Annotated in this window: 26 protein-coding genes; 15 read left to right on the forward strand and 11 right to left on the reverse strand. The window is 70.6% G+C overall.

What is annotated here, in order from left to right; genetic code table 11:
* Positions 1–37 precede the first annotated feature (37 nt).
* Positions 38–475, reverse strand: a complete 438-nt coding sequence (locus BLU79_RS34360; protein WP_093909893.1) for a MarR family winged helix-turn-helix transcriptional regulator — start codon at positions 473–475, stop codon at positions 38–40.
* 103 nt (positions 476–578) lie between these two features.
* Here BLU79_RS34360 and BLU79_RS34365 point away from each other — a divergent pair, with 103 nt between their 5' ends.
* Positions 579–2,030, forward strand: coding sequence for an aldehyde dehydrogenase family protein (locus BLU79_RS34365; RefSeq protein ID WP_093909894.1), 1,452 nt, complete (start codon positions 579–581; stop codon positions 2,028–2,030).
* A gap of 25 nt (positions 2,031–2,055) precedes the next feature.
* Entirely contained in the window at positions 2,056–3,162 is a 1,107-nt protein-coding gene (locus tag BLU79_RS34370; RefSeq protein ID WP_093909895.1) for an NAD(P)-dependent alcohol dehydrogenase, read from the forward strand.
* 1 nt (position 3,163) lies between these two features.
* Here the strand turns inward: BLU79_RS34370 and BLU79_RS34375 are convergent, their stop codons facing one another.
* Positions 3,164–4,114, reverse strand: a complete 951-nt coding sequence (locus tag BLU79_RS34375; protein WP_177001290.1) for an NADP-dependent oxidoreductase — start codon at positions 4,112–4,114, stop codon at positions 3,164–3,166.
* Positions 4,115–4,185: 71 nt separating this feature from the next.
* Here BLU79_RS34375 and BLU79_RS34380 point away from each other — a divergent pair, with 71 nt between their 5' ends.
* From BLU79_RS34380 to BLU79_RS34405, 6 genes are all read left to right on the forward strand, one after another.
* Positions 4,186–5,166, forward strand: a complete 981-nt coding sequence (locus tag BLU79_RS34380; protein WP_093909897.1) for a GlxA family transcriptional regulator — start codon at positions 4,186–4,188, stop codon at positions 5,164–5,166.
* Positions 5,167–5,454: 288 nt separating this feature from the next.
* Positions 5,455–7,179, forward strand: a complete 1,725-nt coding sequence (locus BLU79_RS34385; protein ID WP_093909898.1) for an ATP-binding protein — start codon at positions 5,455–5,457, stop codon at positions 7,177–7,179.
* Between the two features lie 4 nt (positions 7,180–7,183).
* Positions 7,184–7,594, forward strand: coding sequence for a roadblock/LC7 domain-containing protein (locus BLU79_RS34390; protein WP_030043913.1), 411 nt, complete (start codon positions 7,184–7,186; stop codon positions 7,592–7,594).
* Positions 7,591–7,962: a DUF742 domain-containing protein gene (locus BLU79_RS34395; protein WP_093909899.1), complete on the forward strand. Its 372-nt coding sequence runs from the start codon at positions 7,591–7,593 to the stop codon at positions 7,960–7,962. Before BLU79_RS34390 ends, BLU79_RS34395 begins: the two co-directional genes overlap by 4 nt.
* Complete coding sequence (locus BLU79_RS34400) at positions 7,943–8,548, forward strand: GTP-binding protein (protein ID WP_093909900.1); 606 nt, start codon at positions 7,943–7,945, stop codon at positions 8,546–8,548. The genes BLU79_RS34395 and BLU79_RS34400 overlap by 20 nt, the downstream gene beginning before the upstream one ends.
* Positions 8,545–9,795 carry a cytochrome P450 gene (locus tag BLU79_RS34405; protein ID WP_093909901.1) on the forward strand — a complete coding sequence of 417 codons (1,251 nt, stop codon included), beginning with the start codon at positions 8,545–8,547 and terminating at the stop codon, positions 9,793–9,795. The genes BLU79_RS34400 and BLU79_RS34405 overlap by 4 nt, the downstream gene beginning before the upstream one ends.
* A 76-nt stretch (positions 9,796–9,871) precedes the next feature.
* Here BLU79_RS34405 and BLU79_RS34410 read toward each other — a convergent pair whose 3' ends face one another.
* The 3 genes from BLU79_RS34410 to BLU79_RS34420 form a co-directional block, all read right to left on the reverse strand.
* Positions 9,872–11,485, reverse strand: a complete 1,614-nt coding sequence (locus BLU79_RS34410) for a hypothetical protein (RefSeq protein WP_256333574.1) — start codon at positions 11,483–11,485, stop codon at positions 9,872–9,874.
* 452 nt (positions 11,486–11,937) lie between these two features.
* Positions 11,938–13,572, reverse strand: coding sequence for an amidohydrolase (locus tag BLU79_RS34415; RefSeq protein ID WP_093909902.1), 1,635 nt, complete (start codon positions 13,570–13,572; stop codon positions 11,938–11,940).
* Between the two features lie 20 nt (positions 13,573–13,592).
* On the reverse strand, positions 13,593–15,098 hold the full coding sequence (locus BLU79_RS34420) for an APC family permease (RefSeq protein WP_093909903.1): 1,506 nt from the start codon (positions 15,096–15,098) through the stop codon (positions 13,593–13,595).
* 125 nt (positions 15,099–15,223) lie between these two features.
* Here BLU79_RS34420 and BLU79_RS34425 point away from each other — a divergent pair, with 125 nt between their 5' ends.
* The 3 genes from BLU79_RS34425 to BLU79_RS34435 all read left to right on the forward strand — a co-directional run bounded on the left by BLU79_RS34425 (position 15,224) and on the right by BLU79_RS34435 (position 16,934).
* Positions 15,224–15,982, forward strand: a complete 759-nt coding sequence (locus BLU79_RS34425; RefSeq protein ID WP_093909904.1) for a TetR/AcrR family transcriptional regulator — start codon at positions 15,224–15,226, stop codon at positions 15,980–15,982.
* Positions 15,983–15,997: 15 nt separating this feature from the next.
* Positions 15,998–16,462, forward strand: coding sequence for a pyridoxamine 5'-phosphate oxidase family protein (locus BLU79_RS34430; protein WP_093909905.1), 465 nt, complete (start codon positions 15,998–16,000; stop codon positions 16,460–16,462).
* 79 nt (positions 16,463–16,541) lie between these two features.
* Positions 16,542–16,934: a VOC family protein gene (locus tag BLU79_RS34435; RefSeq protein WP_093909906.1), complete on the forward strand. Its 393-nt coding sequence runs from the start codon at positions 16,542–16,544 to the stop codon at positions 16,932–16,934.
* A 72-nt stretch (positions 16,935–17,006) separates the two neighbouring features.
* On the opposite strand, the gene BLU79_RS34440 is transcribed toward BLU79_RS34435, so the two are convergent.
* The 4 genes from BLU79_RS34440 to BLU79_RS34455 all read right to left on the reverse strand — a co-directional run bounded on the left by BLU79_RS34440 (position 17,007) and on the right by BLU79_RS34455 (position 19,718).
* Positions 17,007–17,264, reverse strand: coding sequence for a DUF4235 domain-containing protein (locus BLU79_RS34440; protein WP_093910002.1), 258 nt, complete (start codon positions 17,262–17,264; stop codon positions 17,007–17,009).
* A 70-nt stretch (positions 17,265–17,334) separates the two neighbouring features.
* A complete protein-coding gene (locus BLU79_RS34445; RefSeq protein ID WP_093909907.1) occupies positions 17,335–18,348 on the reverse strand; it encodes a glutathione S-transferase family protein in 1,014 nt (337 codons plus the stop codon).
* 208 nt (positions 18,349–18,556) lie between these two features.
* Positions 18,557–19,006: a nitroreductase family deazaflavin-dependent oxidoreductase gene (locus BLU79_RS34450; RefSeq protein WP_093909908.1), complete on the reverse strand. Its 450-nt coding sequence runs from the start codon at positions 19,004–19,006 to the stop codon at positions 18,557–18,559.
* An 82-nt stretch (positions 19,007–19,088) separates the two neighbouring features.
* On the reverse strand, positions 19,089–19,718 hold the full coding sequence (locus BLU79_RS34455; protein ID WP_177001299.1) for a LysE family transporter: 630 nt from the start codon (positions 19,716–19,718) through the stop codon (positions 19,089–19,091).
* A 317-nt stretch (positions 19,719–20,035) separates the two neighbouring features.
* Between BLU79_RS34455 and BLU79_RS34460 the strand changes: the two genes are divergently transcribed.
* A complete protein-coding gene (locus tag BLU79_RS34460; protein ID WP_256333575.1) occupies positions 20,036–21,244 on the forward strand; it encodes a cytochrome P450 in 1,209 nt (402 codons plus the stop codon).
* Between the two features lie 42 nt (positions 21,245–21,286).
* Positions 21,287–21,487: a ferredoxin gene (locus BLU79_RS34465; protein ID WP_093910003.1), complete on the forward strand. Its 201-nt coding sequence runs from the start codon at positions 21,287–21,289 to the stop codon at positions 21,485–21,487.
* A gap of 73 nt (positions 21,488–21,560) precedes the next feature.
* On the opposite strand, the gene BLU79_RS34470 is transcribed toward BLU79_RS34465, so the two are convergent.
* Complete coding sequence (locus BLU79_RS34470; RefSeq protein ID WP_093909911.1) at positions 21,561–22,112, reverse strand: TetR/AcrR family transcriptional regulator; 552 nt, start codon at positions 22,110–22,112, stop codon at positions 21,561–21,563.
* Between the two features lie 111 nt (positions 22,113–22,223).
* On the opposite strand from BLU79_RS34470, the gene BLU79_RS34475 reads away from it, so the two are divergent.
* Positions 22,224–22,682, forward strand: a complete 459-nt coding sequence (locus BLU79_RS34475) for a nuclear transport factor 2 family protein (RefSeq protein WP_093909912.1) — start codon at positions 22,224–22,226, stop codon at positions 22,680–22,682.
* Between the two features lie 49 nt (positions 22,683–22,731).
* A complete protein-coding gene (locus BLU79_RS34480; RefSeq protein ID WP_093909913.1) occupies positions 22,732–23,262 on the forward strand; it encodes a flavoprotein in 531 nt (176 codons plus the stop codon).
* A 49-nt stretch (positions 23,263–23,311) separates the two neighbouring features.
* On the opposite strand, the gene BLU79_RS34485 is transcribed toward BLU79_RS34480, so the two are convergent.
* Positions 23,312–25,777 (reverse strand): CBM35 domain-containing protein, encoded by a 2,466-nt coding sequence (locus BLU79_RS34485; RefSeq protein WP_093909914.1) that lies wholly within the window; start codon positions 25,775–25,777, stop codon positions 23,312–23,314.
* Positions 25,778–25,848: the final 71 nt, after the last annotated feature.

The raw sequence follows: 25,848 nt of genomic DNA on the forward strand, positions 1-25,848 counted from the left end.
CGCGTCGCGTGATGACCGGGAGATGTGCGGGGCGCGGCTACGACAGCGCGTGCCAGGCCTTGGAGAGTGACTGGCGGAACTGCTCGGTCTGATGGGCCGTGAGGTCCCGCACCATCCGCTCCTCCAGCTCCCGCACGGCCCCCTCGTGCCGGGCGAGCAGCTCACGGCCGGTGTCGGTCAGCAGGATCAGCAGCTCCCGGCGGTTGCGCGGGTTGCGCTCCCGGCGGACGAGGCCGCGGGTCTCCAGGCTGCGCACCAGGTCGGCGATCGACTGCGCCGTGACGAACGAGTCGCGGGCCAGCTGGGCGGCCGACAGTCCGTCGTGTCGCTGCAGGACGGTGAGCGCGGTGTACTGCAGCGCGGTGATCCCGGACGGTCTGACCAGCTCGTCCAGGTGGGAGCGCACGACCAGCTCCACCTGCTTCACCATGTAGAGAAGCGACGGAGGTGCCTTGGTTGCCTGGGTGTCGAGCATGAGTTCAGCCTAGAGCATTGACAGGAAACCTGTCTGTAAAGAGACTGCGGACAAACAGGAATCCTGTTGGTTGAAATCTTAGCGATGAGGCTGAGGAGTGGCGATGACCACCTTCGAGATCGAACCCGGTCGGTTGTTCATCGGGGGCCAGTGGCATGAGGCCGCCGACGGAGCACGCACCGAGGTGGTCGACCCGGCCCGGGGCGCGGTCGTCACGACCGTCGCGGACGCGGGTGCCGCCGATGTGGACGCGGCCGTACGCGCCGCGCGGGACGCCTTCGACGACGGGGCCTGGTCGGGACTGAGCGGACGGGAGCGGGGTCGGGTGCTGCACCGGGTCGCCGAGCTGATCCGGGAGAACGCCGACACCATCGCCGAGCTGGAGAGCCGAGACGTCGGCAAGCCGATCATGCTCGCCCACGCCGTGGACGTCACCAACGCGGCCAACGACTACGAGCACTTCGCCGCCCTCGCCCACGCCCTGGACGGCTCCGTCCGGGACACACCCATGAACGCCCTCGCCTACGTGCGACGCCGGCCGCTCGGTGTGGTCGCGGCGATCACGCCGTACAACTTCCCGCTCATCCTGGCCGGCTCGAAGATCGCCCCGGCCCTCGCGGCGGGCAACACGGTCGTGCACAAGCCGGCCGAGGAGACCCCCCTCAGCGCCCTCTACATGGCCGATCTCTTCAAGCGGGCCGGGGTCCCCGACGGTGTGGTCAACGTCGTCACCGGCGGCCCCGCGGCCGGTGAGGCGCTGCTGCGGCACTCCGGTGTCGACAAGGTCGCCTTCACCGGCTCGACCGCGGTGGGGCGGAAGGTCGCCGGCATCGCCGGTGAGTCGCTCAAGCCGGTCACGATGGAGCTCGGCGGGAACGCCGCCCATCTCGTCTTCGAGGACGCCGACCTGGAGAAGGCGGTCGGCGCGATCATCAAGGGCTTCGTCTTCAACACCGGGCAGTTCTGCATGGGCGCACCGCGGCTGCTGGTGGCACGCCAGGTCTACAGCACGCTGCTCGGCATCCTCGCCGACGCGGTGCCCGGAGTGCCGCTGGGGGACCCCCGCAAGCCCGAGACCGTGATCGGCCCGATGGCGGGGGAGCGGCACCTGCGCAAGGTCGAGGAGTACGTCGACCTGGCCCGCAAGGAGGGCGGCCGCATCGTCTGCGGCGGTGAGCGGCTCGACCTCGACGGCGGCTACTACTACAAGCCCACGGTGATCGCCGACCTGCCGAACGACTCCCGGGTGATCCAGGAGGAGATCTTCGGCCCGGTCCTCACCGTCCAGCCCTTCGACTCCGAGGACGAGGCGATCGAGCTGGCCAACTCAACGCCGTACGGACTGGCCTCCGGCGTCCAGACCGGCAACCTGGCCCGCGCCCACCGCGTCGCCGACCGGCTCCAGGCCGGCATCGTCTGGGTCAACGACTGGGCGATGCTCGACCCGGCGGTCCCCTTCGGCGGCGTCAAGGACTCCGGCTTCGGTCGCGAGTACGGCCACGAGGCGCTCGACGCCTACACCACCACCAAGTCCGTCGTCGTCTCGCTCGACTGAGCGCACCGCCAAGGAGATCCGTTCCATGACCATCCCCACCCGTGCCGCCGTCGTCGAGTCCGGCGGTGCCCCGTTCACCCTCTCCGACGTCGAGCTCGACGAGCCCGGGCCGCACGAGGCCGTCGTCCGCATGGTGGCGACCGGGCTGTGTCACACCGACCTCGGCGTGGCGAGCGGCGGACTGCCCTTCCCGCTCCCCGGCGTCCTCGGCCACGAAGGCGCGGGCGTCGTCGAGGCCGTCGGCTCGGCCGTGACCGGCGTCGCGCCCGGCGACCATGTCGTTCTGTCCTTCACCTCCTGCGGCGACTGCCGCAACTGCCGCGGCGGACACCCCGCGTACTGCGCGACCTGGCTGCCGCTGAACCTCATCGGCGGGCGCCGGGCCGACGGCAGCAGCACGATCAGCCGGGGCGGCGAGGAGCTGGGCGGCCACTTCTTCGGGCAGTCCTCCTTCGCCGAGCGGGCGCTGGTGGACGAGCGCAGCCTGGTGAAGGTCGACCCGGACGTGCCGCTCACCTCGATCGCCCCGCTGGGCTGCGGCGTGCAGACCGGGGTCGGCGCCGTCTGGAACGTACTGAAGCCGGTCACCGGCAGCACGGTCGTCGTCCTCGGTGCCGGAGCGGTCGGTCTTTCCGCGGTCATGGCCGCCGCCCTCACGCCCGCCACCCATATCGTCGCCGTCGACCGGGTCGGCGAACGCCTCGCTCTGGCCAAGGAGTTGGGCGCCACCCACACCGTCAACGCCGCCGAGGCCGACCTCGGCGGGGCGCTCGCCGAGATCACCGACGGCCGGGGCGCGGACGGCGTCGTGGAGACCACGGGCAACGTCGGCGTCCTGCGCCAGGGCGTTGACACGCTCGCCGCCCGCGGCACCCTGGTCGTCGTCGGCGCCCCGCCGTTCGGCACCGAAGTCGCCCTGGACGTCAACGGGCTGCTCGGCGGCAAGCAGATCGTCGGCCTCACCCTCGGCGACGCCGAAACGCAGAACTTCATCCCCGCCCTGGTCCGGCTGGTGAAGGAGGGGCGGCTTCCCCTGCACCGCCTGATCAGCACCTATCCGTTCGCGGACATCGACCAGGCGGTACGGGACATGGGCGCGGGCAAGGCGATCAAGCCCGTGCTGACGTTCTGACTCAGTCGAGCGTGAGGACCAGCTTCCCCGTGGTCCGGCCGGTGTCGCCGAGTGCGTGTGCCTCGGCGGCGTCGGCCAGCGGGAAGGTACCGGCGATCTCGACGCGCAGCCGGCCCTGCTCGACGAGGTCCGCGATCGCCCGCAGGTCGGCACGGTCGGCGTCCACGAGCATCCGCACGGCCCGAACGCCGAGGCGCTCGGCCTCCTCATGGAACTCGGCAGACCCGACCGGCAGGATCGAGACGACGACACCGCCCGGACGCAGCACGCTCAGCGAGCGCACCGACGTCTCACCACCCAGAGTGTCCAGCACGACGTCCACGTCCTTCACGGCCTCGGTGAAGTCCGTCTCCCGGTAGTCGATCACCTCGTCCGCGCCGAGGCTGCGCAGGAACTCGTGCTTGCCCGCGCTCGCCGTGCCGATCACATACGCGCCCCGGGCCTTGGCGATCTGCACGGCCACATGCCCGACCCCGCCGGCCGCCGCGTGGATCAGCACCCGCTGTCCGGGCTGTACGTCCGCGTACTCGACCAGGGCCTGCCACGCGGTGAGGGAGACCAGCGGCAGCGCGCCCGCCTGCGTGTGGTCGATCGAGGCCGGCTTGTGGGCGAAGAAGCGCGCCGGGGCGGCGACGTACTCGGCGTGCGAGCCGTGGCCGAAGGGGTAGGACAGCATTCCGAAGACCTCGTCGCCGGGCTCGAACCGGGCGACGCCGATCCCGACCGCCTCGACCACGCCGGAGACGTCCCAGCCCAGGACGAAGGGCGGCTCGCCCAGGAAGCCGCCGGTCGCGCGGTGCTTCCAGTCGGTCGGGTTGACGCCGGCGGCCCGTACGCGGACCAGGATCTCGTTGGGGCGCGGCTCGGGTCGGTCGACCTCCACCACCTTCAGGACCTCGGGACCGCCGAGGACGTCCTGACTGATGGCTCGCATCGTGTTCACAGTGCTCATGGTCAACCAGCCTGCCGGGGGCCGCCCGGCAGGAAAATGGCACGATGGCCAACCTTCGATAGGATCGTGCCATGTGTGGTGAGCGTAGTGAGCAGGGTGAAGGGCAAGTGGAACGGGTCGTCGTGCTGGCCCTCGACGGCGTCTACCCCTTCGAGCTCGGCATCCCCAGCCGCATCTTCGGCGCCGCAGACGGCCGCTACGAGGTGCTGACCTGCAGCGTCGACGGCCGCCCGGTGCGCAGCAACGCCGACTTCACCATCGGCGTCCAGCACGGCCCGGAGATCCTCGCCACGGCCGACACCGTGGTGGTCGCCTCCGTGGCCGTCCCGCACATTCCCATGGAGCTGCCTGCCGAGGTCGCCGACGCGCTCGCGCGGATCCGCCCGGACGCGCGCATCGTGTCGATCTGCACCGCCGCCTTCGTCCTCGCCGCGGCGGGCCTCCTCGACGGCCGGAAGGCCACCACGCACTGGCACGTGACCGATCTGTTCCGGCGCCGGTACCCACACGTCGACCTGGACCCGGACGTCCTCTTCGTCCACGACGGTCGGATCCTCACCTCGGCCGGCGCCGCCTCCGGCGTCGACGTCTGCCTGCACATCGTCCGCACCGACCACGGCAGCGAACTGGCCAACAGGGTCGCCCGGCGCTGCGTCGTGCCCCCGTTCCGCGACGGCGGCCAGGCCCAGTACATCGAGCAACCGGTGCCGGAGAGCGGAGCCGCGAGCACCGCCGCCACCCGCGCCTGGGCCCTGGAGCACCTCGACGAACCGCTCACCCTGGCCGATCTCGCCGGCCACGCCCGGATGAGCCTGCGCACCTTCGCCCGGCGTTTCAACGACGAGGTGGGCCTCAGCCCCGGCCGCTGGCTGATCCAGCAGCGCGTCGTGCGCGCCCGGCACCTGCTGGAGTCCAGCGACCTGTCGGTCGACCGGATCGCCGGCCGGGTCGGCTTCGCGACGGGCGCCTCCCTGCGTCAGCACCTGCACGCCGCGATCGGGGTGTCGCCGCAGACCTACCGGCGTACGTTCCAGGCCGCCGCGACCCGCTGAGCGCCGCCGAGGTGAACCCCGGGTGAACCGACTCGTCGATTTCTCCAACTGTGCAGGTGAGTAAAGCCATTTGTCGATTTACGTTCTCTTGGCGGACAGTGACGGAACCCTCACTTCCGCCAAGCTGCGTGGTTGATCCTTTTGCGTTCAAACCCGATAAGCTCCCGTTCGGCGCTGCGAGTTGACTCGGTCGAGACTTGCTCTTGATCGGTCGTCTCGCGGTGCGTACTCATGAGTGCGATCGCCTTGCACACCCCCCTTGATCGATCGTTGCCTCGAAGGATGCAGATGGAACTCGCCACTCCGCCGCCGGCGGCGCGGCCCCCTGTCGCCTGGTACAGCTGGTGGCTGATGCCACTGGCTTTAGGAGGTGGGACGGTTGCCGCCACGTTCATGAGCTCGGAGCGAATAACCGCCGGTGTCGCGGGCGTCGCGGCGACCGCGGCCACCTCCGTGTGTGTACGTCTCTTGCTGCGCACACGGACGCAGCTGACCAAGTCCGAGGGTGAGTTCCGCACCTCGCAGGCCGAGCACTCGCAGCAGTGGCAGCAGCATGTGGCGGGCCTTGAGCGGAAGTTCAGCGCCGACCGCGCCGCCCTGGAGAACCGCCTCGCCGAGCAGTCCGGTGCCTACGAGGCCCAAATGGCTGAGCATGTCCGGGCGTACGAGGAGCGACTGGCCGAGGAGAGCGCCTCCTACGAGGAGCGGATCGCCGCCCAGGCCACGTCGTACGAGACCCAGCTCGCCGATCAGGCCGAGGTCTGGCAGGAGCAGCTGGCACACCAGCTGTCCGCGGTCGCCCGGCTCGCCGACGAGCAGCTCCCCGAAGCGATGCGCCAGCTGCGCGAGGGCGACGCCATCGACGACCTGCTGCCGAGCGTCAACCAGTGCGCCAAGGTCAGCGCGGAGCTGCAGGCCAACCTGCGCAAGGTCCTGCGTACTTCGCTGATCGGCGTCGAGGAGGAGTTCAACCGCTCGACCTCCGCCGAGCAGGCCGTGATCAGCGTCGGCAACCGTATCCACGTCCTGACCAGCAAGCTGCGCGGTCGGCTGCACGAGCTGCAGGGCGAGCACGGCCGGCTGCCGGCCGTCGCCCGGGGTCTGATGGAGCTCGACCAGGCGATCGGCCCCGCCGACTGTCTCGCCGCCAGCATCAGCGTGCTCGGCGGCTCGGACCGGCCCGGCCGGCAGTGGCAGGAGCCGCAGCGGCTGCTCAGTGTGGTGCGCGGCGGCATCGGCCGGATCAAGGACTTCCACCGGATCGACGTACGCCATCTGCCCGAACTCGGCGTCGACGGCGGCCTGGTGGACCACCTCACGCTGATCTTCGCCCACCTGCTGGACAACGCGGCCCGCTACTCGCCGCCCACCGAGCCGGTGGTCGTCTCCGGCAAGGAGGTCCCCAACGGCGTCGGCATCGAGATCCAGGACTCCGGCAAGGGCCTGAGTGAGGAGAAGAAGCGCGAGGCCGAGGAGGCTCTGACCGGCACCGCGGCCGGACCGGGCATCGGCGGCATCTCCGAGGACGCCAACATCGGTCTGCGCGTCGTCGGCGCTCTCGCCCGCCGCTACGGCATCCGCGTCACCTTCGCGGACTCGCCCTGGCTCGGCACCTCGGTGGTGGTGGTGGTTCCGCACAAGTACTTCAGCCCGCTGCCCGCCGCCGCCCCGGCCGCCGCCGCGACCCCGGCGGTGCAGTCCGCCGAGGCCGCCCCGGTGCGCACGGCGGCCGCCGTCGAATGGGTGGCCGAGCCCGGCGAGACCGTGGACACCACGCCCGGCGGACTGCCCCGGCGCCGCAGCAAACGGAACGAGACGGTGCGGCACGAGCCGGCCGAACGGCCGGAGCGGACCGAGGAGTCGAGCGTCGCCGCCGTCCCGCCGGACGCCTCGTTCGCCGGTCTGGCCGCCTTCGCCACGGCCGGCCGGGAGGTCGGCGAGGAGTCCACCGAGGAGGAGACCGCACCTGCCGGAAGCGGATCCACCGAGCACCACACTGAAGAGAGCGACTAGTCCCATGACGCAACAGGGAACCGACGTGAGCTGGGCGCTCCGTGATCTGGTGGAGTCCATCCCGGAGATCCGATTCGCCCTCGTGGCCTCCAGCGACGGCAAGGCCATCACCTCCTTTGGTGCCGAAGACCCCGACGACGTCGACCGGTTCGCGGCCGTGGTGGCCGGACTGCAGGCGCTGGCGCAGCCGGTCGCCGAGCAGTTCCCCAAGTACGCGGGACAGCTCAGGCTGGCGATGATCGAGGTCGACGGCGGGCACCTCTTCGTCGTACGGGCCGGGGTGGAGACCTATCTCGGCGTCCTCGCCCGGGAAGGCCTCGACCAGGGCCTGCTCGGCCACCAGATGAGGGACCTGGCGCGCAGGATGGGTGAGTTGCTCGGCACCACTCCGCGCCTGGAGGAGCACTCTGGATGAGTGCTCCCCGCCGGCCCACGAATCCGTCCGGTCTCGAGCGTTATTACGTCCTCACCAAGGGGCGTAGCGGACCGGGCGGTTCGGCGTCGAGTCTCGACGTGGCAACCCTCATCGTCTCCCGCACCGCCCCCGCGCTGGGCTTGCAGCACGAGCACGAGGAGATCCTCCGGCGCTGCCGCGATCCGCTGTCGGTGGCCGAACTCGGCGCCCACCTCGGACTGCCCTTCAACATTCTCGCGGTGCTGCTGACGGATCTGCTGGAGGCAGGCCACGTCGAAGCCCGTGACCCCATCCCGGCGCACGACGCCGGCCGCGGGCCCGACCTCGCGCTCCTTGAGGAGGTACTCAGTGGACTTCAAAGGCTTTGACCATCCCGGCGGGCCGGGTGGTGGGGGCACCCGCTCGGTGAAGGTGATGATCGCCGGTGGCTTCGGCACCGGGAAGACCACCATGGTCCGCTCGGTGAGCGACATCAAGCCGCTCACCACCGAGGAGACCCTCACCCAGGCCAGCGCCGCCGATGATCACCTCATCGGCGTCGCCGACAAGACGGAGACCACCGTCAGCCTGGACTTCGGCAAGATCGGCCTCAACGAAAGCCTGATGCTGTACCTGTTCGGCACGCCCGGCCAGGAGCGCTTCTGGTTCCTGTGGAACGGCCTGTTCAAGGGCGCGCTCGGCGCGGTCGTCCTGGTGGACACCCGCCGGCTCGCCTCCAGCTTCCGGGCCATCGAGGAGATGGAGCGGCAGAACGTCCCGTTCGTCGTCGCGCTGAACGTCTTCCCCGACTCCAAGGACTACCCGGTCGAGGAGATCAGGGACGCCCTGGACATCGCCGAGCACATCCCGGTCGTGGCCTGCGACGCCCGCGACCGGGCCTCCAGCCGTGACGTGCTCGTCGCGCTGATCCGGCACTTGAAGGATCGCTCCTCCGTCGCACTGGAGCCCCGATGAACGAGCAGACTTTAAACGGCCCCGACGCGCCCCGCGGGTGCCCCGTCGCACACGGCGGGGCAGAACTCACGCGGCTGTACGGCCCGGAAGCGTCCACCGACCCGCAGGCCATCTACGAGCGGCTGCGCAAGGAACACGGCCCCGTCGCACCGGTGCTGCTGGAGGGTGACGTTCCCGCCTGGCTGGTGCTCGGCTACCGCGACAACCGGCGGGTGCTGGACAACCCTCGTCAGTTCAGCCGGGACGCCCGCATCTGGCGGGACTGGCGGGAGGGCCGGATTGAGGAGTCCCATCCGCTGGTGCCGATGGTGGGCTGGCGGCCCGACTGCGTCTCCCAGGACGGAGAGCCGCACCGCAGGCTGCGCGGCGCGGTCACCGACGGACTGCTGGCCGCCTCCAGCCGCGGCATCCGGCGGCACGCCACGTACTTCGCGAACAAGCAGATCGACGGGTTCGCCGATGCCGGGCACGCCGACCTGGTGGCCGACTACGCCGACCAGCTGCCGATGCTTGTGCTCACCCGGATCCTGGGCCTTCCCAAGGCGGACGGGCTGCGCCTGGTCGAGTCGTGCGCCCAGGTCTTCAAGGGCGGCGAGGACGCCCTCGTGCACAACGGACACATCATGGAGATCCTGGGCGAACTCGCCCAGCGCAAGCGGTCCGAACCGGGCTCGGACTTCACCACCGCCCTGCTGGAGCACCCGGCGGCGCTGGACGAGGACGAGGTCGTCAGCCATCTGCGCCTGGTGCTGATCGCCGCCCACACCACGACCAGCAACCTGCTGGCCCGCGTGCTGCAGCTGCTCCTGACCGACACGGCGCGGCTGTCCGGCCTGATCAGCGGTCAGCTGAACGTGTCCGCCGTGGTGGAGGAGGTCATGTGGAACACCCCGCCGCTGGCCGTCCTGCCGGCGCGGTTCGCCACCAGCGAGCTGGAGCTCGGCGGGCACGACATCGAGGAGGGCGACCTGCTCCTCCTCGGCCTCGCCCCGGGTAACGTCGACCCGGAGATCCGGCCCGACGAGGGCGTGGCGGTCCAGGGCAACCAGTCGCACCTGGCCTTCAGCGCGGGTCCGCACGAGTGCCCCGGGCAGAACATCGGCCAGTCCATCATCGAGGTCGGCGTGGACGTCCTGCTGCACCGGCTGACGGGCCTGCGCCTGGCCGTACCGCCGGAGGAACTCGGCTCGACCGCCTCCACGTGGGAGTTCCGACTGGACAGTCTGCCGGTCGAGTTCGCCGTCTAGGCCACACCAAGCGACCGCTGCCCGGCCGGATTCCGGCCGGGCAGCGTCGTGTCCTCCTCCTCGAAGGGGCGAGGCGTCAGCCGTCGAGCCAGTCGCCTTCGACGCCCGTGGGACGGTATCCCGTGGCGTTCCAGAGGAAATGCGGGTGGGCGCCTGCGAACATGTAGGCGAGCAGCGCGGTGTCTTCCCTCCCGGTTCGAGGGTCGTGCAGGGTGTGGAACTTCTCGGATCCGACTACGCCGGCGTCTTGTTGGACATCACGGGCGCGGGTTGGGGACGGCTCGGCGCTGGATGCCTCCACGGCGGCGATGTAGGTGCGGCGCAGGATCTCCCAGGCACTGTCGATGTTGCCGTGCCAGGGGCCGTGCAGTGCTTCGAAGGCATGGAGCTCGGCGTCGAAGAGGGGCCATGTCCGGGGGTACTGGGCTCGGCAGCGCGCGGACAGCTCGGCGGCCCGGGTGCTCAGTACCGGTGCGGTGGGCCGCGGGGCGATGGTGAGGGTGGTGCCGTGGGTGAGGATGCCGGTGCACGGGTTGGGCTGCAGGTCGCACAGCGGGCAGTCCTCGGTCGGGGGGAGGCCCTGGGTGATGCCGTCGAACCACAGGGCGTGGCGGCCCGTGAGCCCCATCCAGGTGATGGTGGTGGTCATCAGCCAGGTGTTCCACATCGAGGTGTGCGCCTCGGGCATGCAGCCGTACTTGACGAGGGCTATGGCGCAGGCGGCGTAGAAGGCCTTGGTGTGGGTGGGCATCTCGGCGAGCCAGAAGTTGCTGATCTCACCGGTGAGGGCGTCGGCTCGTACGTCGGTCATGTCGTCGATGACGCGGCACAGCAGCAGGGAGGCGAGGTTCTCCTCCTGCCAGAGTTCGGTGTCGGGTGCGACGTGCCAGAACAGGCAGTCCAGCATCTGCAGGATCGAGTAGGTGCTCTGGGTGAGCGGGCTGGTCTGGGGGAGCGTGACGCTGCCCGCGAGGTGCTGTTGGAGCCAGTACTCGTCGACGGACCGCTTGTGGGCCGAGAAGAGTCCGCTGACCAGGGCCCGTGCGCTGTTGGTGCTGAAATTCTCGGCCAAGCGGCCTTCGGCGTGCTGGGTGAGGCGCGTTGTGTCGATGGTGTCGACAACGCGTTTGTATTCGTGGAAGACGAGGATGTCGTCCTCGAAGCGGTGGCGGTGGCCTATGTCTCGTTCAAGGTCGTTCATCTGCCGGGTCCAGGACCATCCACCGGTCAGGACGCTGTCGAGTTCCCGGCGGTACGGCCAGGTCTTGACGGTGAGGGGACGACCGGCGCTCTGCCGCCAACCGTAGTCACCCAGCGCGCGTGCGGGGGGCGTGGGCAGCCGACGGCACAGCGCACAGGCGCAGACGGTTGCCTGCTCCTCCTCGCGCGGCGGGGTGAGTGCCCGGCTCCTCCAAGCCCCTTCCAGCATCATGCAGGTCAAGCGGCATATCTCAATATCGGTGCTGACTTGGGGGAAGGCTTTCTCGATCACGCGCAGGCCGGCGTCGAGGTGCCTCAGCCTGGCATGGCCTTCCTCGTCGGGAGGGAGCAACGCGGGCTGCGCCAGATGGAGGGCTCCCTCCAGCTGCAGCGTGGTGCCGGCGTGGGGGGATCCGAGTGCGTCCAGCCGCTGCTGAGCGGCATTCTGAGCCCTTCGGTACTGCTCCGTGCTGCCATTGATGCGTTTCACGAAGAGGCGGGCCAGGGCGTTCCCCGCTTCCGTGGGCTGGAGTTGGGCGCTTGGCTGCGCCGGGAGCAAGCTGTTGGCGGACGCCGTCCGAAAAGCACTTACGATTCGAGATTTCACACCGGTCTCCCATCAAGCTGTGGTCATGACAACGGCACCGCCGCATCAGCTGCGTCGGCGGCCTGCGGCAGGGCCCATGACCCGCTTCTGGGCGTACTCCAGATGTCTGCTGACGGGGGTGTCGAAGGGGAGGTCGAAGGTGACGTCCTGAGGCATGCGCTTCCTTTCGGGAGACGGAACGCAGAGCCCCCCGCCCCTGCGAGTGGGCGGTCGTCGTGACCGCCCACGCACTCGAACTGGTCTTCGCGGTACGAAAGTTGAACCGAGAAGCGGTACGAAGCTGCCCAGAGCGTAAATGATCTACACCGTAACCGGACCGTGATCTGCGTTACTGCTCATGCCCCTTGAGCTGCGTATACTCGCGCGCCCCCGACATAAGTGAGAGATACACGTGTCTCCGTGATCGCCTCCGTCGGCCCCTCGAACGGATCGCGGTCCAGGACCACCAGATCCGCGAGCGCCCCGGCGCGCACCTCACCCGTGTCGTCGAGGTGGTTCACATAGGCCGAGCCCGCCGTGTAGGCGGTCAACGCCTCGGCGAGTCCCATGCGTTCACCGGGCAGGAACACCGGCGTGTCGCCGCCGTCCGGTGCGACACGGTTGACCGCGACATGGATCCCCTGGAGCGGATCCGGGCTGCTCACCGGCCAGTCGCTGCCCGCCGCGAGCCGCGCGCCGGAGCGCAGCAGCGCGCCGAACGGGTACTGCCAGGCGGCCCGTTCGGGCCCCAGGAAAGGAATGGTCAGCTCGTCCATCTGCGGCTCGTGCGCGGCCCACAGCGGCTGGATGTTCGCCGTGGCCCCGAGCCGGGCGAACCGCGGCACGTCGGCGGGCTGGACGACCTGGAGATGGGCCAGGTGGGGCCGCGTGTCGCTCGGCCCGTTGGCGGCGCGCGCGGCCTCGATCGCGTCCAGCGCGTCGCGCACGGCCCGATCGCCCAGGGCGTGGAAGTGGCACTGGAAGCCGAGCGCGTCCAACTCGGTGACGTACTGGGGCAGTTGCTCGGCGTCGATGAAGCTGGTGCCGCGGTTGGCGGTGGCGCAGCCGCACTTGTCGAGGTAGGGGTCCACCAGGGCGGCCGTCCCGGTCTCGGCGACACCGTCCAGCATCAGCTTGACGCTGCCCGCGCGGAACCGGCCGTGGCTCAACGCCGCCCGGCGCTCGACCAGTTCGGGAATCTGCTCCGAGCCGCGCTCGCGGTCCCACCACAGCGCCCCGACGACACGCGCGGTCAGTGAGCCGTCCCGCGCGGCCGCCAGGTACGCCTCGGACGGGTCGTCCATCCCGAGGAACTCCCCGACCAGCGCGTCCTGCCAGGCCGTGATGCCGAGCGCGTGCAGATGCCGCTGGGCATGCAGCAGGGCCGCCACCCGGTCGGCCCGCGTGGCCGGCGGGGTGAGCCGCCCCACCAGCTGCATCGCGCCCTCCTGCAGGCTCCCGCTCGGCTCACCGGAGGCGTCCCGGTCGATCCGCCCGTCGGCCGGGTCCGGCGTCTCGCGCGTGATGCCGGCGAGCGCCAGGGCACGGCTGTTGACCCAGGCGCCGTGATGGTCCCGGTTGGGCAGATAGACCGGCCGGTCGGGCACCACCGCGTCCAGCAGCTCCTTCGTCGGCGTACCGCCCTCGAAGGCCTCCATCGACCAGCCGCCACCGGTGATCCACTCCCGCTCGGGGTGCGCGTCGGCGTACGCGCGCACCGCGGCCAGGGTCTCGTCCGCCGTCTTCGTCCCGGTCAGATCGCACTGGGTGAGCTCAAGACCGGCCGGTACCGGATGCACATGCGCGTCCTGGAAACCGGGCAGCAGCAGCCGCCCGGCGAGGTCCACCACTTCGGTCCGCGGCCCGGCGAGATCGTGCACCTCCTCCCGCCCTACGGCCGTGATGCGGTCGCCGGTGACGGCCGCGGCGGTCGCGGTGCGACCCTCGGGGGTGAGGACGGAGCCGCCGGTGAAGAGGAGATCTGCGTACATGTTCCGTTTCCTGGTAGGGGTCAGCGAGAGGTGACGAGGAGCTGGGGTGCGTCGGCGTCGGTGCCCTTGCCGGTGCGGAAGTACGGCGACCTGCGCACCCACCTGGCCCAGGCGGCGGCCACGAAGCCGGACGCGATCATCGCCAGGGGAGTGGCGAGCAGGAACCACCCGTTGTCCGCGCTGACTTCGAAGTGGTCGGCGGAGGTGTAGAACGACCAGCCGAGGTAGCCGCCGAGGCCCAGCAGCACGGCCGCGCTCAGCGCGGGCAGCACGACCGCGCGCACCCCCTCCCGCCAGTCCTCGCGCAGCAGCGCGCGGAACCGCACCGCCGCCGCGAGAGCCGTGAGGGCGTACGACAGGGCGACCACGATGCCCACCGCACTCACCGTTGCCATGATCATGTCGGCGAGGCGCGGGATGACCAGCGCGAGGGCAGCGACCGCCGCGGCGACCGCGCCGATCAGCACCGTGCCGGCGGCGGGAGTCCCGTACCGGGGGCTGACCTTGGACCACACCGGCCCGAGGGTACGGTCCCGGCTCATCGCGAACATCGCCCGGGCCGTCGGAATCACCCCCGCCTGGAGCGAGGCGACCGCCGAGAACATCAGGGCGATCAGGGGGAGCGCGGCCCACGGCTGGGACGCCAGCCGCTCACCGAAGAAGGCGAGGCCCTCGGGTCCGTGGCCGACCAACTCCTTCTCGGACAGTACGCGTTGGAAGGCGACCGAGCCGAGCAGGAACAGCGCCAGCATGGTGAACAAGGTGGTGATCCCGGCCCGGGACGCGTCGCGCGGGTCGCGCACCTCCTCGTTGACGCTGAACGCCGACTCGAAGCCCCAGTAGCAGAACACCGACAGCAGCATGCCCTGCGCGAGTGCCGTCGCCGACGGGATCGCGAACGGGTCGAACCAGCTCAGGCTGAAGTCGTGCGGGCCGGTGACGATGCCGTATCCGCAGAAGCCCAGCAGGACGACGTACTCGAAGACCAGCAGCCCGGCCTGGAGGCGCGCGGCGGTGCGGATGCCGGTCACGGCGGTCAGCGTGACCGCGACCAGGACCAGGATGCCGAGCGCCGTGGTCTGCGCGGTCGAACCCGGGTCCAGCGCCAGGCCGCCCACCCGGTGCACCCCGGCGTCCCCCGCCAGCTGGATCAGGGCCGAGCCGGTGACCGCCGTGGTGTACGCGAGGAACGCCACCACGGCCACGATGTTCACCCAGCCCACCATGAAGCCCAGCCACGGAGTGAGCGAACGGCCCACCCACACATAGCCGTTGCCCGCGTTGGGCTCGACCTTGTTGAGCCGGGAGTAGGCACCCGCGATGCCCAGGATCGGCAGGAACGCCAGCAGCATGATCGCCGGCAGGTGCAGACCGACCACCCCGGCAGTGACCCCCAGGCCGATGCCGATGCTGGTGGTCGCGGCCGTGCTGGACGCTGCGATGGCGACGCCGTCCAGGACGCCGAGGGACTTGCGCAGCTCGGGCCGCGCTGGAGGATCGACGCTGTGGGGCTGCTGGTCGGACATGGCCGGTCTCCGCTCGCACCGGGGGCCCTGGGCGGCCCCGATGAGCGGACATGAAACTGCCCGAGGGCTTAACAGGTCAACGGTGTTGTCATAAGGTGCCCACACCGGCCCGAGGGAGGCAGTCCATGAGCGAGCGCGTCGTCCCGCCCGCCGCCCGGCAGCGCAGGCGCCCCACCAAGCAGGGCGTCGTCCTGTCCGAGGCCCTGATCGTCGAGACGGCCCTCAGACTCATCGAGGAGCACGGCGCCGACGCCCTCTCGGTACGCCGCCTCGGCCGCGCCCTCGGCGCCGACCCCAGCTCGCTGTACCGGTACTTCCAGCACACCGACGACCTGATGCTGGCCATCGCCGACGAACTCATCGGCCGTACGCTGCGCACCTGGCGCCCCACCGGAGACTGGCACGCCGACCTGCGGGATCTCGGCCTGCGCATGCATGCCGGGGCCCTCGCACACCCCCGGGCGGCGGTCCTCAGCTCGTACCGGGTGACCGGGCGGGTGTACGAGATCCAGGCCGTCGAGACCATCCTGGGCGTCCTGCGTCGCGCCGGGTTCCCCGACGCCGAGGCGGTGCGGATCTACCACGTGTTCGTCGACCAGGCCCTCGCCCACGGGGCCCTCGACTCGGCGAGCGCGGCGATGCCGAAGGCGGCACGGGAGGCGGAGGCGGCCGTCTGGCGGGCGACGTACGCGCGACTGCCCCCGGACACCCACCCGCACATCGCCGCCACCGCCCGCCACCTGGTGGCGGACATGCCGCACAGCTCCTACCCGGCCGCCCTGGACCTGCTGCTCAGTGCCGCGGCGGCGCGACTGGCGGCAACCGGGCCCCGGGCGGCCCGTCCGACAGCGACACTGGACAGGTCCGTCAACACCGCCCCATGAGGAGGCCGTTCGCCGATGACCGCGCAGCCCGCACGCCCCGCCAAGCAGCGCAAGCAGGACACCCTGCACCGACTGGAGCACGACGAGGACGTGTGGGTCGCCACCGCCGAGGTCGACGGGGGCGTGCCCTATCTCGTCCCGCTCTCCTTCCTCTGGGACGGCTCCACCCTGCTGCTGGCCACGCCGGCCAACAGCCCGACGGGCCGGAATCTGCGGACGACCGGCAGAGCGCGCCTCGGAGTCGGACCGACCCGTGACGTCGTGATGATCGAAGGCACGGCCGACACGCTCACCGTCGCCCAGCTGCCCGAGGAGGAGGCCGACCGCTTCGCGACCAGGATCGGCTTCGATCCCCGTCGACTCACCACGCCCTACCTGTACTTCCGCATCCGACCGCAGCGCGTGCAGGCCTGGCGCGAGGCCAACGAGCTGGACGGGCGGGAGCTGATGCGGGACGGGAAGTGGCTGGTGGAGGACTGAAACGGCCCGGGCGGGACACCCGGGAGTGACAGGGCGGCGGGACAGGACCGTCCCGCGTCCCGGACCCCTCGGAGGAATCATGTCGCTGGTGAAAGCGGGCTTCGTCGTGCTCGACTGTGCCGAGCCGGAGAAGCTCGCCGTGTTCTACCGGGAACTGCTGGAGGCCGAGCAGACGGAGGCGACCGCCAACCGTGTGGAGATCAGGGGCGTCGACGGCACCCGGCTCGCCTTCCGCCGCGACGTGAACGCGACGCCGCCGAGCTGGCCGCGCCCCGAGAACTCCCTCCAGGCCCATCTGGACTTCGTCGTGGAGGACCTGGACGAGGCGGAGCGCAGGATCGTCGGGCTCGGCGGGCGCCCCCTGGAGGCGAAGGACGCGGCGGGCCCCTACGAGGAACGCGGCTTCAGCGACCCGGCCGGCCACTCCTTCACACTGCGCCTCGTCGCACCCACGGCGCCGAAGCAGGGCTGAGTCGCCGGGGGCGCCGGCGGTCTGTCGGAGGTGCGCTCTCCCGGGCCCGCTGTCGGCCTGCCGGATGTGTGATCAGTCCCGGCCGCCCTTCTCGCTGACCGGCCACACACCCGTCGAGCGTTCGATCGCCTTCGCGCCGGTTCGGTCCGCCACGCTGCGGGCCACCGCGAACAGGGCGCCCTGAACCGCGGCCGCCAGCAGGATCTCGCCCCAGCCACGGTCCCGGTCCAGCGCGTCGGGGGCGTCCTCCTCGTGCCGTATCGCCATCCAGGTCTTGCGGAAGGCGAGCCCCGCCAGCCAGCCGCTCGACCAGCCGAGCGCGAACCCCATGGGTTTGTACGCGAGGGGAAGCTTCAGCTTCTTCTTCTGGGTCTTCTTGGCCACGTGCGCCTCCTTGGTGTCAGGGCCGCCCCCGAGCAGGGACTTCCTCGGCCTGCGGAACCGGCCCCGGCGGTGTCCCGTCGCCGAACGGCCTGCCGCCCAATTCCCCGCGGTGGTGCGGCGTCAGCCAGCCCGGCAGATCCGGCCCGAGGGGCACGATGCCGGTCGGGTTGATACCGCTGTGCACCCGGTAGTAGTGCCGCTTGATGTGGTCGAAGTCGACGGTGTCACCGAATCCCGGCGTCTGGTAGAGGTCGCGGACGTACGCCCACAGCACCGGGTTCTCCGTCAATTTCCAGCGGTTGCACTTGAAGTGACCGTGATAGACGGCGTCGAAGCGGACCAGGGTGGTGAAGAGCCGGATGTCCGCCTCGGTGATCGTGTCGCCGACCAGATAGCGCCGCCCGGACAGCCGTTCCGCCAGCAGCTCCAGCCGCCGGAAGAGCCGCGCGCATGCCGCGTCGTATTTCTCCTGCCCGTTGGCGAACCCCGCCCGGTACACACCGTTGTTGACGTCCTCGTAGACGTCCGCCATCACGGAATCGATCTCGTCCCGTAGCTCCTCCGGGTAGAGATCGGGCGCCCCCTCGCGGTGCAGGGACGTCCACTCGGTCGCGAGGTCGAGCGTGATCCGCTGGTAGTCGTTGGTGACCAGCCTTCCGCTGGGTACGTCCACGATCGCGGGGACGCTGACGCCGCCCGGGTAGTCGGTCTCCCGCCGGTCGTAGGCCTCGCTGAGGTGGCGGATGCCGAGCACCGGGTCGCGGCCGTCGGGGTCCAGCGTGAAGCGCCAGCTGCGGTCGTCCTGGATCGGATCGGCGATCGCCAGCGACAGGGCGTCCTCCAGGCCGAGCAGCCGCCGGGACACCAGCGCCCGGCTCGCCCACGGACAGGCACGGCTGACCACCAGCCGGTAGCGGCCCGCCGCCACCGGCCAGCCGTCCCGGCCGTCCGCCGTGATCCGGTCCGTGAAGTGGGCCCTCGACCGCTGGAACGACTTCCTGCCGTAGGCGGCGTTACCCCCGTCGCTCATGATCGCGCCCCTCTCTGCCGCACGCCGTCGACGGGCACCCGGACACCGTCCTACGCCGGGTTCCCCGATGGCACGGTGTGAGTCCATCGCCCTGGTGGCAGCACGGGGAAGCCCCGCCGCGACGGGGGAACGCGGCGGGGCCTGACGCACGTGTGCCCGGGGAACGTGGGTTCATGCGTCCTGGGCGAGAAAAAATCCGGAACCTCGGTCAGTCCCCGTCGAACGGCTCCAGCACGTAGACCGGGATCACCCGGTCCGTCTTCTCCTGGTAGTCGGCGTACGGCGGATAGGCCGCGACCGCACGCTCCCACCAGGCGTCCTTCTCCGCACCGGTGATCTCGCGGGCCCGCATGTCCTGCTTCTCCGGCCCGTCCTGGACCTCCACATGGGGATCGGACTTGACGTTGTGGTACCAGACCGGGTGCTGGGGCGCCCCGCCCAGCGAGGCCACCGCCGCATAGCGTCCCTCGTGCTCGACGCGCATCAGCGGTGTCTTGCGGATCTTGCCGCTCTTGGCACCCCGGGTCGTAAGCAGGATCACGGGCATTCCCGTGTCCATCAGGGTCGTCCCCTTGGTGCCGCCGGAGCTCTCGTACAGCTCCACCTGGTCGCGCACCCACTGGGTCGGGCTGGGCTCGTACTCGCCCTCAAGAGGCATTGCATCCGTCCCGTCGTCGTGTCGTGGTCCTGACTGACTGTGCTCTACAACACCGGCACATTCGGGATTCATCCTGCCTCGGCTACCTCTCCATCGACATCCGGACGGCCAATGCCAAGATCACGCCGCTCGACACCATCGCCGTCACCAAGCGCCCCCGGTGCCCCGTCAGCATCCGCCCCAGCAACGCCCCGCCCCCGGCGAGCAGCAGCTGCCAGCTGGCCGACGCGGCGAACGCGGCCAGGACGAAGACGCCCTGTTCCAGGGGCGGTACGGCGTCGGTCGCGCGGGTGCCGAGGACCAGGGCCGCGAAGTAGATCACGGTGGTCGGGTTGAGCAGCGTGATGCCGAGCAGGGTCAAGTACGCGCGCGCCGGGCTCGGGGGAGGGGGTGTGGAGCGGGTGGCGAGCCGGTGGTCGCGGTAGTGCCGTACGGCGGTGACGGCGCCCCGTACCGCGAGGACCGCCAGCACCAGGGCGGAGGCCCAGCGCAGCGGCGTCAGGACCGGACGCAGAGCGGCGGCGAGCGCGGAGCCGCCGAGGGTGGCCACGAGGGCGTAGAGCCCGTCGGCGGTCGCGACGCCGAGAGCGGCGCAGATCCCGGTCCGCGGGGACGTACGGGCGGTGAGGGATACGAGGTAGGTCGCGACCGCGCCGACCGGGACGGCGATGCCGTAGCCCGCGAGCAGTCCCGCGACGAGCGCGGCGGTCACGACGTGGGAAGCGTGGGCCTCCATGGACGGCCGGGCTGCTGCTGGAACCGCACCGGACGAACGGCGACGGTCGGCGGCAGGCAGGCGATAGTCGTAGGCATGGCCGGATTCTGCGGGTGGCGGCTGCCCGTCGACAAGCGAATTTCCCGGCGGTACCGGCAGCACCGGCCCGACGGCGTCGAGACCGAAGCTCTGTGCGACGATCCCCGGCCAGATTGGCGGCGCGCCTGATCTGGCCGAACTTGGCGTCGTTCTTTAGATGCCCCGGGCATCTAATGAAGATCGGCACGACGCACTCTTCGTCTGCGAGGTCTTCGATGACGGACATGACGGAATCGCACACCGTCGCCTTCCCTCAGAACCGCACCTGTCCGTACCACCCGCCCACGGCCTACGACCCCCTCCGTGATGCGCGCCCACTGGCCCGTATCACCCTCTTCGACGGCCGGCCGGTCTGGCTGGTCACCGGCCATTCCCTCGCCCGCGCCCTGCTGGCCGACCCGCGACTGTCCTCCGATCGCATGCGGTCCGGCTTCCCCGCGCCCACCGCCCGGTTCGCGGCGATCCGCGACCGGAAGACCGCGCTGCTGGGCGTGGACGACCCCGAACACCGGGTCCAGCGGCGGATGATGGTGCCCAGCTTCACGCTCAGGCGCGCCGCAGGGCTGCGTCCGGAGATCCAGCGGATCGTGGACGAACGGCTCGACGCGATGATCGCCCAGGGGTCGCCGGCCGAGCTGGTGAGCGCCTTCGCGCTGCCCGTGCCCTCGATGGTCATCTGCGCCCTGCTGGGTGTCCCCTATGCCGACCACGACTTCTTCGAGGGGCAGTCCCGGCGCCTGCTGCGCGGCCCCACGGCCGCCGACAGTATGGCCGCCCGGGACCGGCTGGAGGCGTACTTCGTCGAGCTGATCGACCGGAAACAGAAGCAGTCGGAGCCCGGAGACGGTGTCCTCGACGAACTCGTCCACCAGCAGCTGCGCGACGGCGAGCTGGATCGTGAAGAGCTCATCGCCCTCGCGATCATCCTGCTGGTCGCCGGCCATGAGACGACCGCCAACATGATCTCCCTGGGTACCTTCACCCTCCTCCAACACCCCGACCGCCTGGCCGAGTTGCGCGCCGATGCGGGGCTGCTGCCCGCCGCGGTAGAGGAGCTGATGCGGATGCTGTCGATCGCCGACGGCATGCTGCGGGTCGCCGTCGAGGACATCGAGACGGACGGCGAGACGATCCGGGCGGGCGAGGGCGTGGTCTTCTCGACCTCGGTCATCAATCGTGACGAGTCGGTGTACCCCGACCCCGACACCCTCGACTGGCACCGTCCGGCCCGCCATCACGTCGCCTTCGGGTTCGGCATCCACCAGTGCCTCGGCCAGAACCTGGCCCGCGCCGAGATGGAGATCGCCCTGCGCACCCTCTTCGACCGGCTGCCCACCCTCCGTCTGGCGGTTCCTGCGGAGGAAATCCCCTTCAAACCCGGCGACACGATCCAGGGGATGCTGGAACTCCCCGTGACCTGGTAAGAGGCTCCGGTCATGCACAACGAAACGCACGAATCAGGCCAAATCAACATCGACATCGATCACGACCGCTGTATCGGCGCCGGCCAGTGCGCCCTGGCCGCCCCGTCCGTCTTCACCCAGGACGACGACGGCTTCAGCGCCCTGATCCCGGGCCGGGAGGACGGCGCCGGCGACCCGATGGTGCGGGAGGCGGCCCGGGCCTGCCCGGTCAGCGCCATCACCGTGTCGGACGAGGGGAGTTGAGGCGGGCCGCATCACCGAAAGCCCGCAGCTGATGGGCGGGCCCGCACTCGGTGCCGGGCCCGCCCACCCTTTCTCAGCGCGCCGCCAGCAGCGACCGCGCCGCCTCCCGCGCCTCCGCCGCCGATCGCGTACTGCCCGTGATCCCCGCCGTGACCATGGCGCCCTCGGCCAGCAGGTACAGCGGCCCGGTCAGTGCCGCGGGCAGTTCGGCTCCGGCCACCAGATGGGCGAGATACTCGCGGAACGCCCGCTTGTGTGCCCGGACCTGGTCCGCCACCCGCTCCGACCGGGCGCCCAGCTCGCCGTAGGAGTTGATCCAGGCGCACCCGCGGAAGTCCTTCTCGCCGAACCACTCCTCCAGCCAGTCGAAGACGGCCAGGATCCGCCGCTCGGGGTCCGGCTCCCGTTCGACGAACTCGGCGAGTCGCCCGCGCCAGCGCACGTCGCGCCGCTCCAGATACGCCTCGACCAACTGCTCCTTCGCCGGGAAGAGCTGATAGAGCCGCTTGAGCGAGACCCCGGACGCGCCCCGGATGTCGTCCATGCCGACGGACTGGATGCCGCGCCCGTAGAACAGGCTCTCGGCGGCGTCCAGTGCCTGCTCCCGGGCGGTTGCGCTGTCCATGTACGACCTCTCCTTGACGCGAGAACGAGCGTTCTCCTACGGTAGCAGTCACGCCGGAGAACGCACGTTCTCCCTTGTTCTGCCCGGCCGTTCCGGCCCTGGAGGGATGACATGACCGACCGCCCGCCCCTACCCCCGTTCACCCGCGAGAGCGCCGCACAGAAGGTGCAGGCCGCCGAGGACGCCTGGAACACCCGCGACCCCCACAAGGTCGCCCTCGCCTACTCCGAGGACTCGGTGTGGCGCAACCGCGGCACCTTCGTCACCGGCCGCGCCGAGATCGTCGAGTTCCTCACCGCGAAGTGGGCCCGCGAGCGGGAGTACGCGCTGCGCAAGGACCTGTGGGCCTTCGACGGCAACCGCATCGCGGTCCGCTTCCAGTACGAGTGCCGGGACGCCGAAGGCCAGTGGTGGCGGTCGTACGGGAACGAGCTGTGGGAGTTCGACGAGCACGGGCTGATGACCCGGCGCGAGGCCAGCATCAACGACGTGCCGATCGAGGAGAAGGAGCGCCGTGTCTTCGGGCCGCGCCCGGAGAACGAGCGCGGGCTGTCCTTCCCGGTGCGCTAGGGCGGCTGAGGGCGATAGGCCGGTCGAGGGCCTTGAGTAGGGTTCCCGGGTGACCGAACAGGCCCGCAAGCCCTTCCTCTACGTCGTCGTCTGCGCCGCCGGGATCGCCGCCGACGTCAGCAAGCTGATCAGCGCCGCGCAGGAGCGGGACTGGGAGGTCGGTGTCATCGCGACACCGGTCGCCATGAACGGGTTCTTCGACATCGCCGCCGTCGAGGCCCTGACCGGCCGCCCGATCCGCTCGGCCTGGCGCACACCGGCCGATCCGCGCCCCTTCCCGCCCCCCGACGCCGTCGTCCTCGCCCCGGCCACCTTCAACACCCTCAACAAGTGGGCCGCCGGCATCGCCGACACCCTCGCCCTGGGCACCCTCTGCGAGGCGTACGGCCTCGGCGTCCCCATCGCCGCCCTGCCCTGCGTCGCCGACGCGCTGGCCGCCCATCCCGCCTACCAGGACAGCCTGATACGGCTGCGGGGGATGGGCGTGCGCTTCGGGGAGCCGTACACCGGCGAGGTGGGGGAGAACGGCGGGCGGCCGGAGTTCGGGTGGGCGAGGGCGCTGGACCTGCTGGAGCGGTGACCCGGGCCCCGACCGGGGTCCCGGGTCACCGCCGCGACGGTCGCGACCGTCAGCCGATCACTCGGCCCAGTTCGATCCGGTCGATGTTCGGGGCCCACGCGCTCGCGTTCCCGAACGTCACCGTGTTCGAGCCCTTCCTCAGGTCGACGGGGACGCCCAGCGTCCAGTAGTCGTCCGTGCTCCAGGTGTTCTTGAAGGTCGCCTTGACGGGAGCGGCGTCCCCGACCGTGATGTCCGCCGTACGGGACATGATGTCCGTGTTGTAGGCGTGGCCGTTGTCCCGCCGGTCGTTGTGGGCGTAGTGGACGACCAGCACATAGCGGCCGGACCGGGGTGCGTCCACCGTGAACTCGGCGGTGTTCGCGGGGCTGTTGCCGAGCGAGCCGATGTAGGAGCCGGCGGAGGCGTACGGGGAGTCGACCAGCTCGGCGCCGCCCGCCAGGCCGGCCGAGGCGGCCTCGTAGGAGAGCGCGCCGGTGGCCGAGCCGTTGCCCGAGACGTCGAGGGAGCGGACGGCGGCGTGCCGGGCGGTCAGGGCGACGCGGTTGTTGCCGGCCACCAGGTAGAGCCGCAGGGGCTTGCCGGGCGCCGCCGTCACCGTCTCCCCGTGCAGCGCGAGCCGCACCGGCGCCGTGGTCTGCGGCACGACCGTGAAGTAGCCGTCGCGCGGGGCGTAGACGTCGAACACCGCCTTGTCCCCGGAGCGCAGGACGAGGGAGCCGGTGCCCACCCCGGCCGAGGAGGAGTAGTCGTAGGACGGCGTGCCGCCGATGTCGGCGAGCGTGGCCTCGTAGCGCGCGGAGGGCACCGCGGTGCGGGCGGTCAGGTCGATGCGGTCGAGGGTGACCTCGGCGTCGCCCTTGGCCAGTGTCAGTGTGTGGGCGCCGGCCGAGAGGTCCACGCCGATGTCCTTCTTGGCGCGGTAGGTCCAGTTCTCGGTGGACGGGTAGGTCACCGTGACCGGGGTGCCGCCGTCGACGGACAGCTGCTGGGTGGCGGGGCGGCCGGACTGGTTGCCGTAGAGGATCGCCAGGTCGTACGTCCCGTTCTTCGGCGCCGTGACGGTGAAGGCGACCTTGCTGGTGGCCTGGTTGAGCGAGCCGACGTCCTTGGTGCCCGAGGCCGCGTAGCCGTTGGCGTTGTCGACGGTGCCCTGGGTGTAGACCCTGCCGTCGGTGATGGCTGCTGTCTCGGCCTCGTACGACGCCGACCAGGGGACGGAGGCGGGGGAGGGGCTGCCGGTGCCGCCGGGGGTGAGGACGATCCGGTACGCGGACATCTTCTGCATGCCGCGCAGCGGGACGGTCACCGTGCCGTCGTCCGCCACCTTCACCTTCGTGCGGGCGAGGACACGCGGAGTGGCGTGCTGCCCTTCGTAGCCCGACCAGGCGGCCTCCGCGACGGTCGCGGTGACCGTACGGCCGAAGACGGACCGGGAGACGTTCTCCACCACGACGTCGGAGTCGCCGTCCGAGCCGCCGAGCAGCACCTGGGCCTGGCGGCGCGAGGTGTCGAGAGAGGCCAGGCCCTGGAGGGTGTCGATGGTGTCGGCCCGAGGCGGGGTCACCTTGACGGTGTCACCGGTCAGTCCGGCGTACCAACGGAAGAACCACCAGCCCCCGTTGGGGATGTTGGAGCGGACGACATGGCCACTGAGGTTGCCGGCCGCGTCCCAGTAGGCCGCGTTGGCGTACACCTTGTTGCGCTCGAACATCGAGACCCACTGCACGAGTTGCCCCGGCACGGACAGGTCACGGCGGTTGGCGTACTCGTCGATGTTGATCTTCAGCGGGACTATCCCGGCCTCCCGCTCCAGGGAGCGGTAGTCGTCGTAGTGGGCCTGGAAGTCGCGCAGCGAGCCGGAGCCCAGCTCGTGCCAGGTCATCACCTGCGGCAGGACGTTCTCGCGCTTGGCGAAGGCGAGGAAGTCCCTGAGCAGGCGGGTGTGGTAGCCGGCTTCGTTGGGGCCGGCGATGCGCGCGTCGGGGTTGATGGCGCGGATGCGCTGGTACACCGTCTTCCAGTCATTGAAGAACCGGTCGCGGTTGGCCTCGTACTGCGCCTGGTCGGCGACGCCGAGCTTGTACCAGATCTGGTCGGGCTCGTTGAACGGGATGTAGACGAAGCGGTCGCCGTTCGGGTCGGCGGCGACCTCCTTGGCGATCCTGTCGACCTTGGGGAGGTAGTCGTCGATGCCGAGGTCCTCGTACGGCCACTTGGCGTAGATGTCCTGCATCATCACGTTGATCTCGCCGCCGCCGTTGCGGAAGAACGACTTCGAGACGGTGAGCGCGTCGCCGTTGGGGTGCTGGGCACCGCCCTCCGGCTTCTGCGAGATGCTGGTGACCTTCAAGGGCTCCAACGCGGCGTCACTGGGCACCCCGTCGTCGCTGAGCCCGTACAGCGCGCCGTTGGCGCCGAGCATCACCGGGCCCTCGGAGGCGGCGAGGTCGATGGTGAGGCGCTGCGGGTCGGCGGCGGCTGCGGACCCCGTGGCGGGGAGGGTGGCTGCCATGGCGGCTACTCCAAGTGCGGCTGCTAGCAAGGCGGTGCGGGATCTCGTGCGGGTGGGGGCGATCACGCTGC

Origin of the sequence: Streptomyces sp. cf386, assembly GCF_900103585.1 — a bacterium.
Taxonomy (GTDB): domain Bacteria; phylum Actinomycetota; class Actinomycetes; order Streptomycetales; family Streptomycetaceae; genus Streptomyces.

Bases quoted from the DNA above. Each gene is read 5' to 3' on its own strand.
- BLU79_RS34360 (WP_093909893.1), bottom strand. From the start codon at position 475: ATGCTCGACACCCAGGCAACCAAGGCACCTCCGTCGCTTCTCTACATG.
- BLU79_RS34365 (WP_093909894.1), top strand. From the start codon at position 579: ATGACCACCTTCGAGATCGAACCCGGTCGGTTGTTCATCGGGGGCCAG.
- BLU79_RS34370 (WP_093909895.1), top strand. From the start codon at position 2,056: ATGACCATCCCCACCCGTGCCGCCGTCGTCGAGTCCGGCGGTGCCCCG.
- BLU79_RS34375 (WP_177001290.1), bottom strand. From the start codon at position 4,114: ATGAGCACTGTGAACACGATGCGAGCCATCAGTCAGGACGTCCTCGGC.
- BLU79_RS34380 (WP_093909897.1), top strand. From the start codon at position 4,186: ATGTGTGGTGAGCGTAGTGAGCAGGGTGAAGGGCAAGTGGAACGGGTC.
- BLU79_RS34385 (WP_093909898.1), top strand. From the start codon at position 5,455: ATGGAACTCGCCACTCCGCCGCCGGCGGCGCGGCCCCCTGTCGCCTGG.
- BLU79_RS34390 (WP_030043913.1), top strand. From the start codon at position 7,184: ATGACGCAACAGGGAACCGACGTGAGCTGGGCGCTCCGTGATCTGGTG.
- BLU79_RS34395 (WP_093909899.1), top strand. From the start codon at position 7,591: ATGAGTGCTCCCCGCCGGCCCACGAATCCGTCCGGTCTCGAGCGTTAT.
- BLU79_RS34405 (WP_093909901.1), top strand. From the start codon at position 8,545: ATGAACGAGCAGACTTTAAACGGCCCCGACGCGCCCCGCGGGTGCCCC.
- BLU79_RS34415 (WP_093909902.1), bottom strand. From the start codon at position 13,572: ATGTACGCAGATCTCCTCTTCACCGGCGGCTCCGTCCTCACCCCCGAG.
- BLU79_RS34420 (WP_093909903.1), bottom strand. From the start codon at position 15,098: ATGTCCGACCAGCAGCCCCACAGCGTCGATCCTCCAGCGCGGCCCGAG.
- BLU79_RS34425 (WP_093909904.1), top strand. From the start codon at position 15,224: ATGAGCGAGCGCGTCGTCCCGCCCGCCGCCCGGCAGCGCAGGCGCCCC.
- BLU79_RS34430 (WP_093909905.1), top strand. From the start codon at position 15,998: ATGACCGCGCAGCCCGCACGCCCCGCCAAGCAGCGCAAGCAGGACACC.
- BLU79_RS34435 (WP_093909906.1), top strand. From the start codon at position 16,542: ATGTCGCTGGTGAAAGCGGGCTTCGTCGTGCTCGACTGTGCCGAGCCG.
- BLU79_RS34440 (WP_093910002.1), bottom strand. From the start codon at position 17,264: ATGGGGTTCGCGCTCGGCTGGTCGAGCGGCTGGCTGGCGGGGCTCGCC.
- BLU79_RS34445 (WP_093909907.1), bottom strand. From the start codon at position 18,348: ATGAGCGACGGGGGTAACGCCGCCTACGGCAGGAAGTCGTTCCAGCGG.
- BLU79_RS34450 (WP_093909908.1), bottom strand. From the start codon at position 19,006: ATGCCTCTTGAGGGCGAGTACGAGCCCAGCCCGACCCAGTGGGTGCGC.
- BLU79_RS34460 (WP_256333575.1), top strand. From the start codon at position 20,036: ATGACGGACATGACGGAATCGCACACCGTCGCCTTCCCTCAGAACCGC.
- BLU79_RS34470 (WP_093909911.1), bottom strand. From the start codon at position 22,112: ATGGACAGCGCAACCGCCCGGGAGCAGGCACTGGACGCCGCCGAGAGC.
- BLU79_RS34475 (WP_093909912.1), top strand. From the start codon at position 22,224: ATGACCGACCGCCCGCCCCTACCCCCGTTCACCCGCGAGAGCGCCGCA.
- BLU79_RS34485 (WP_093909914.1), bottom strand. From the start codon at position 25,777: ATGGCAGCCACCCTCCCCGCCACGGGGTCCGCAGCCGCCGCCGACCCG.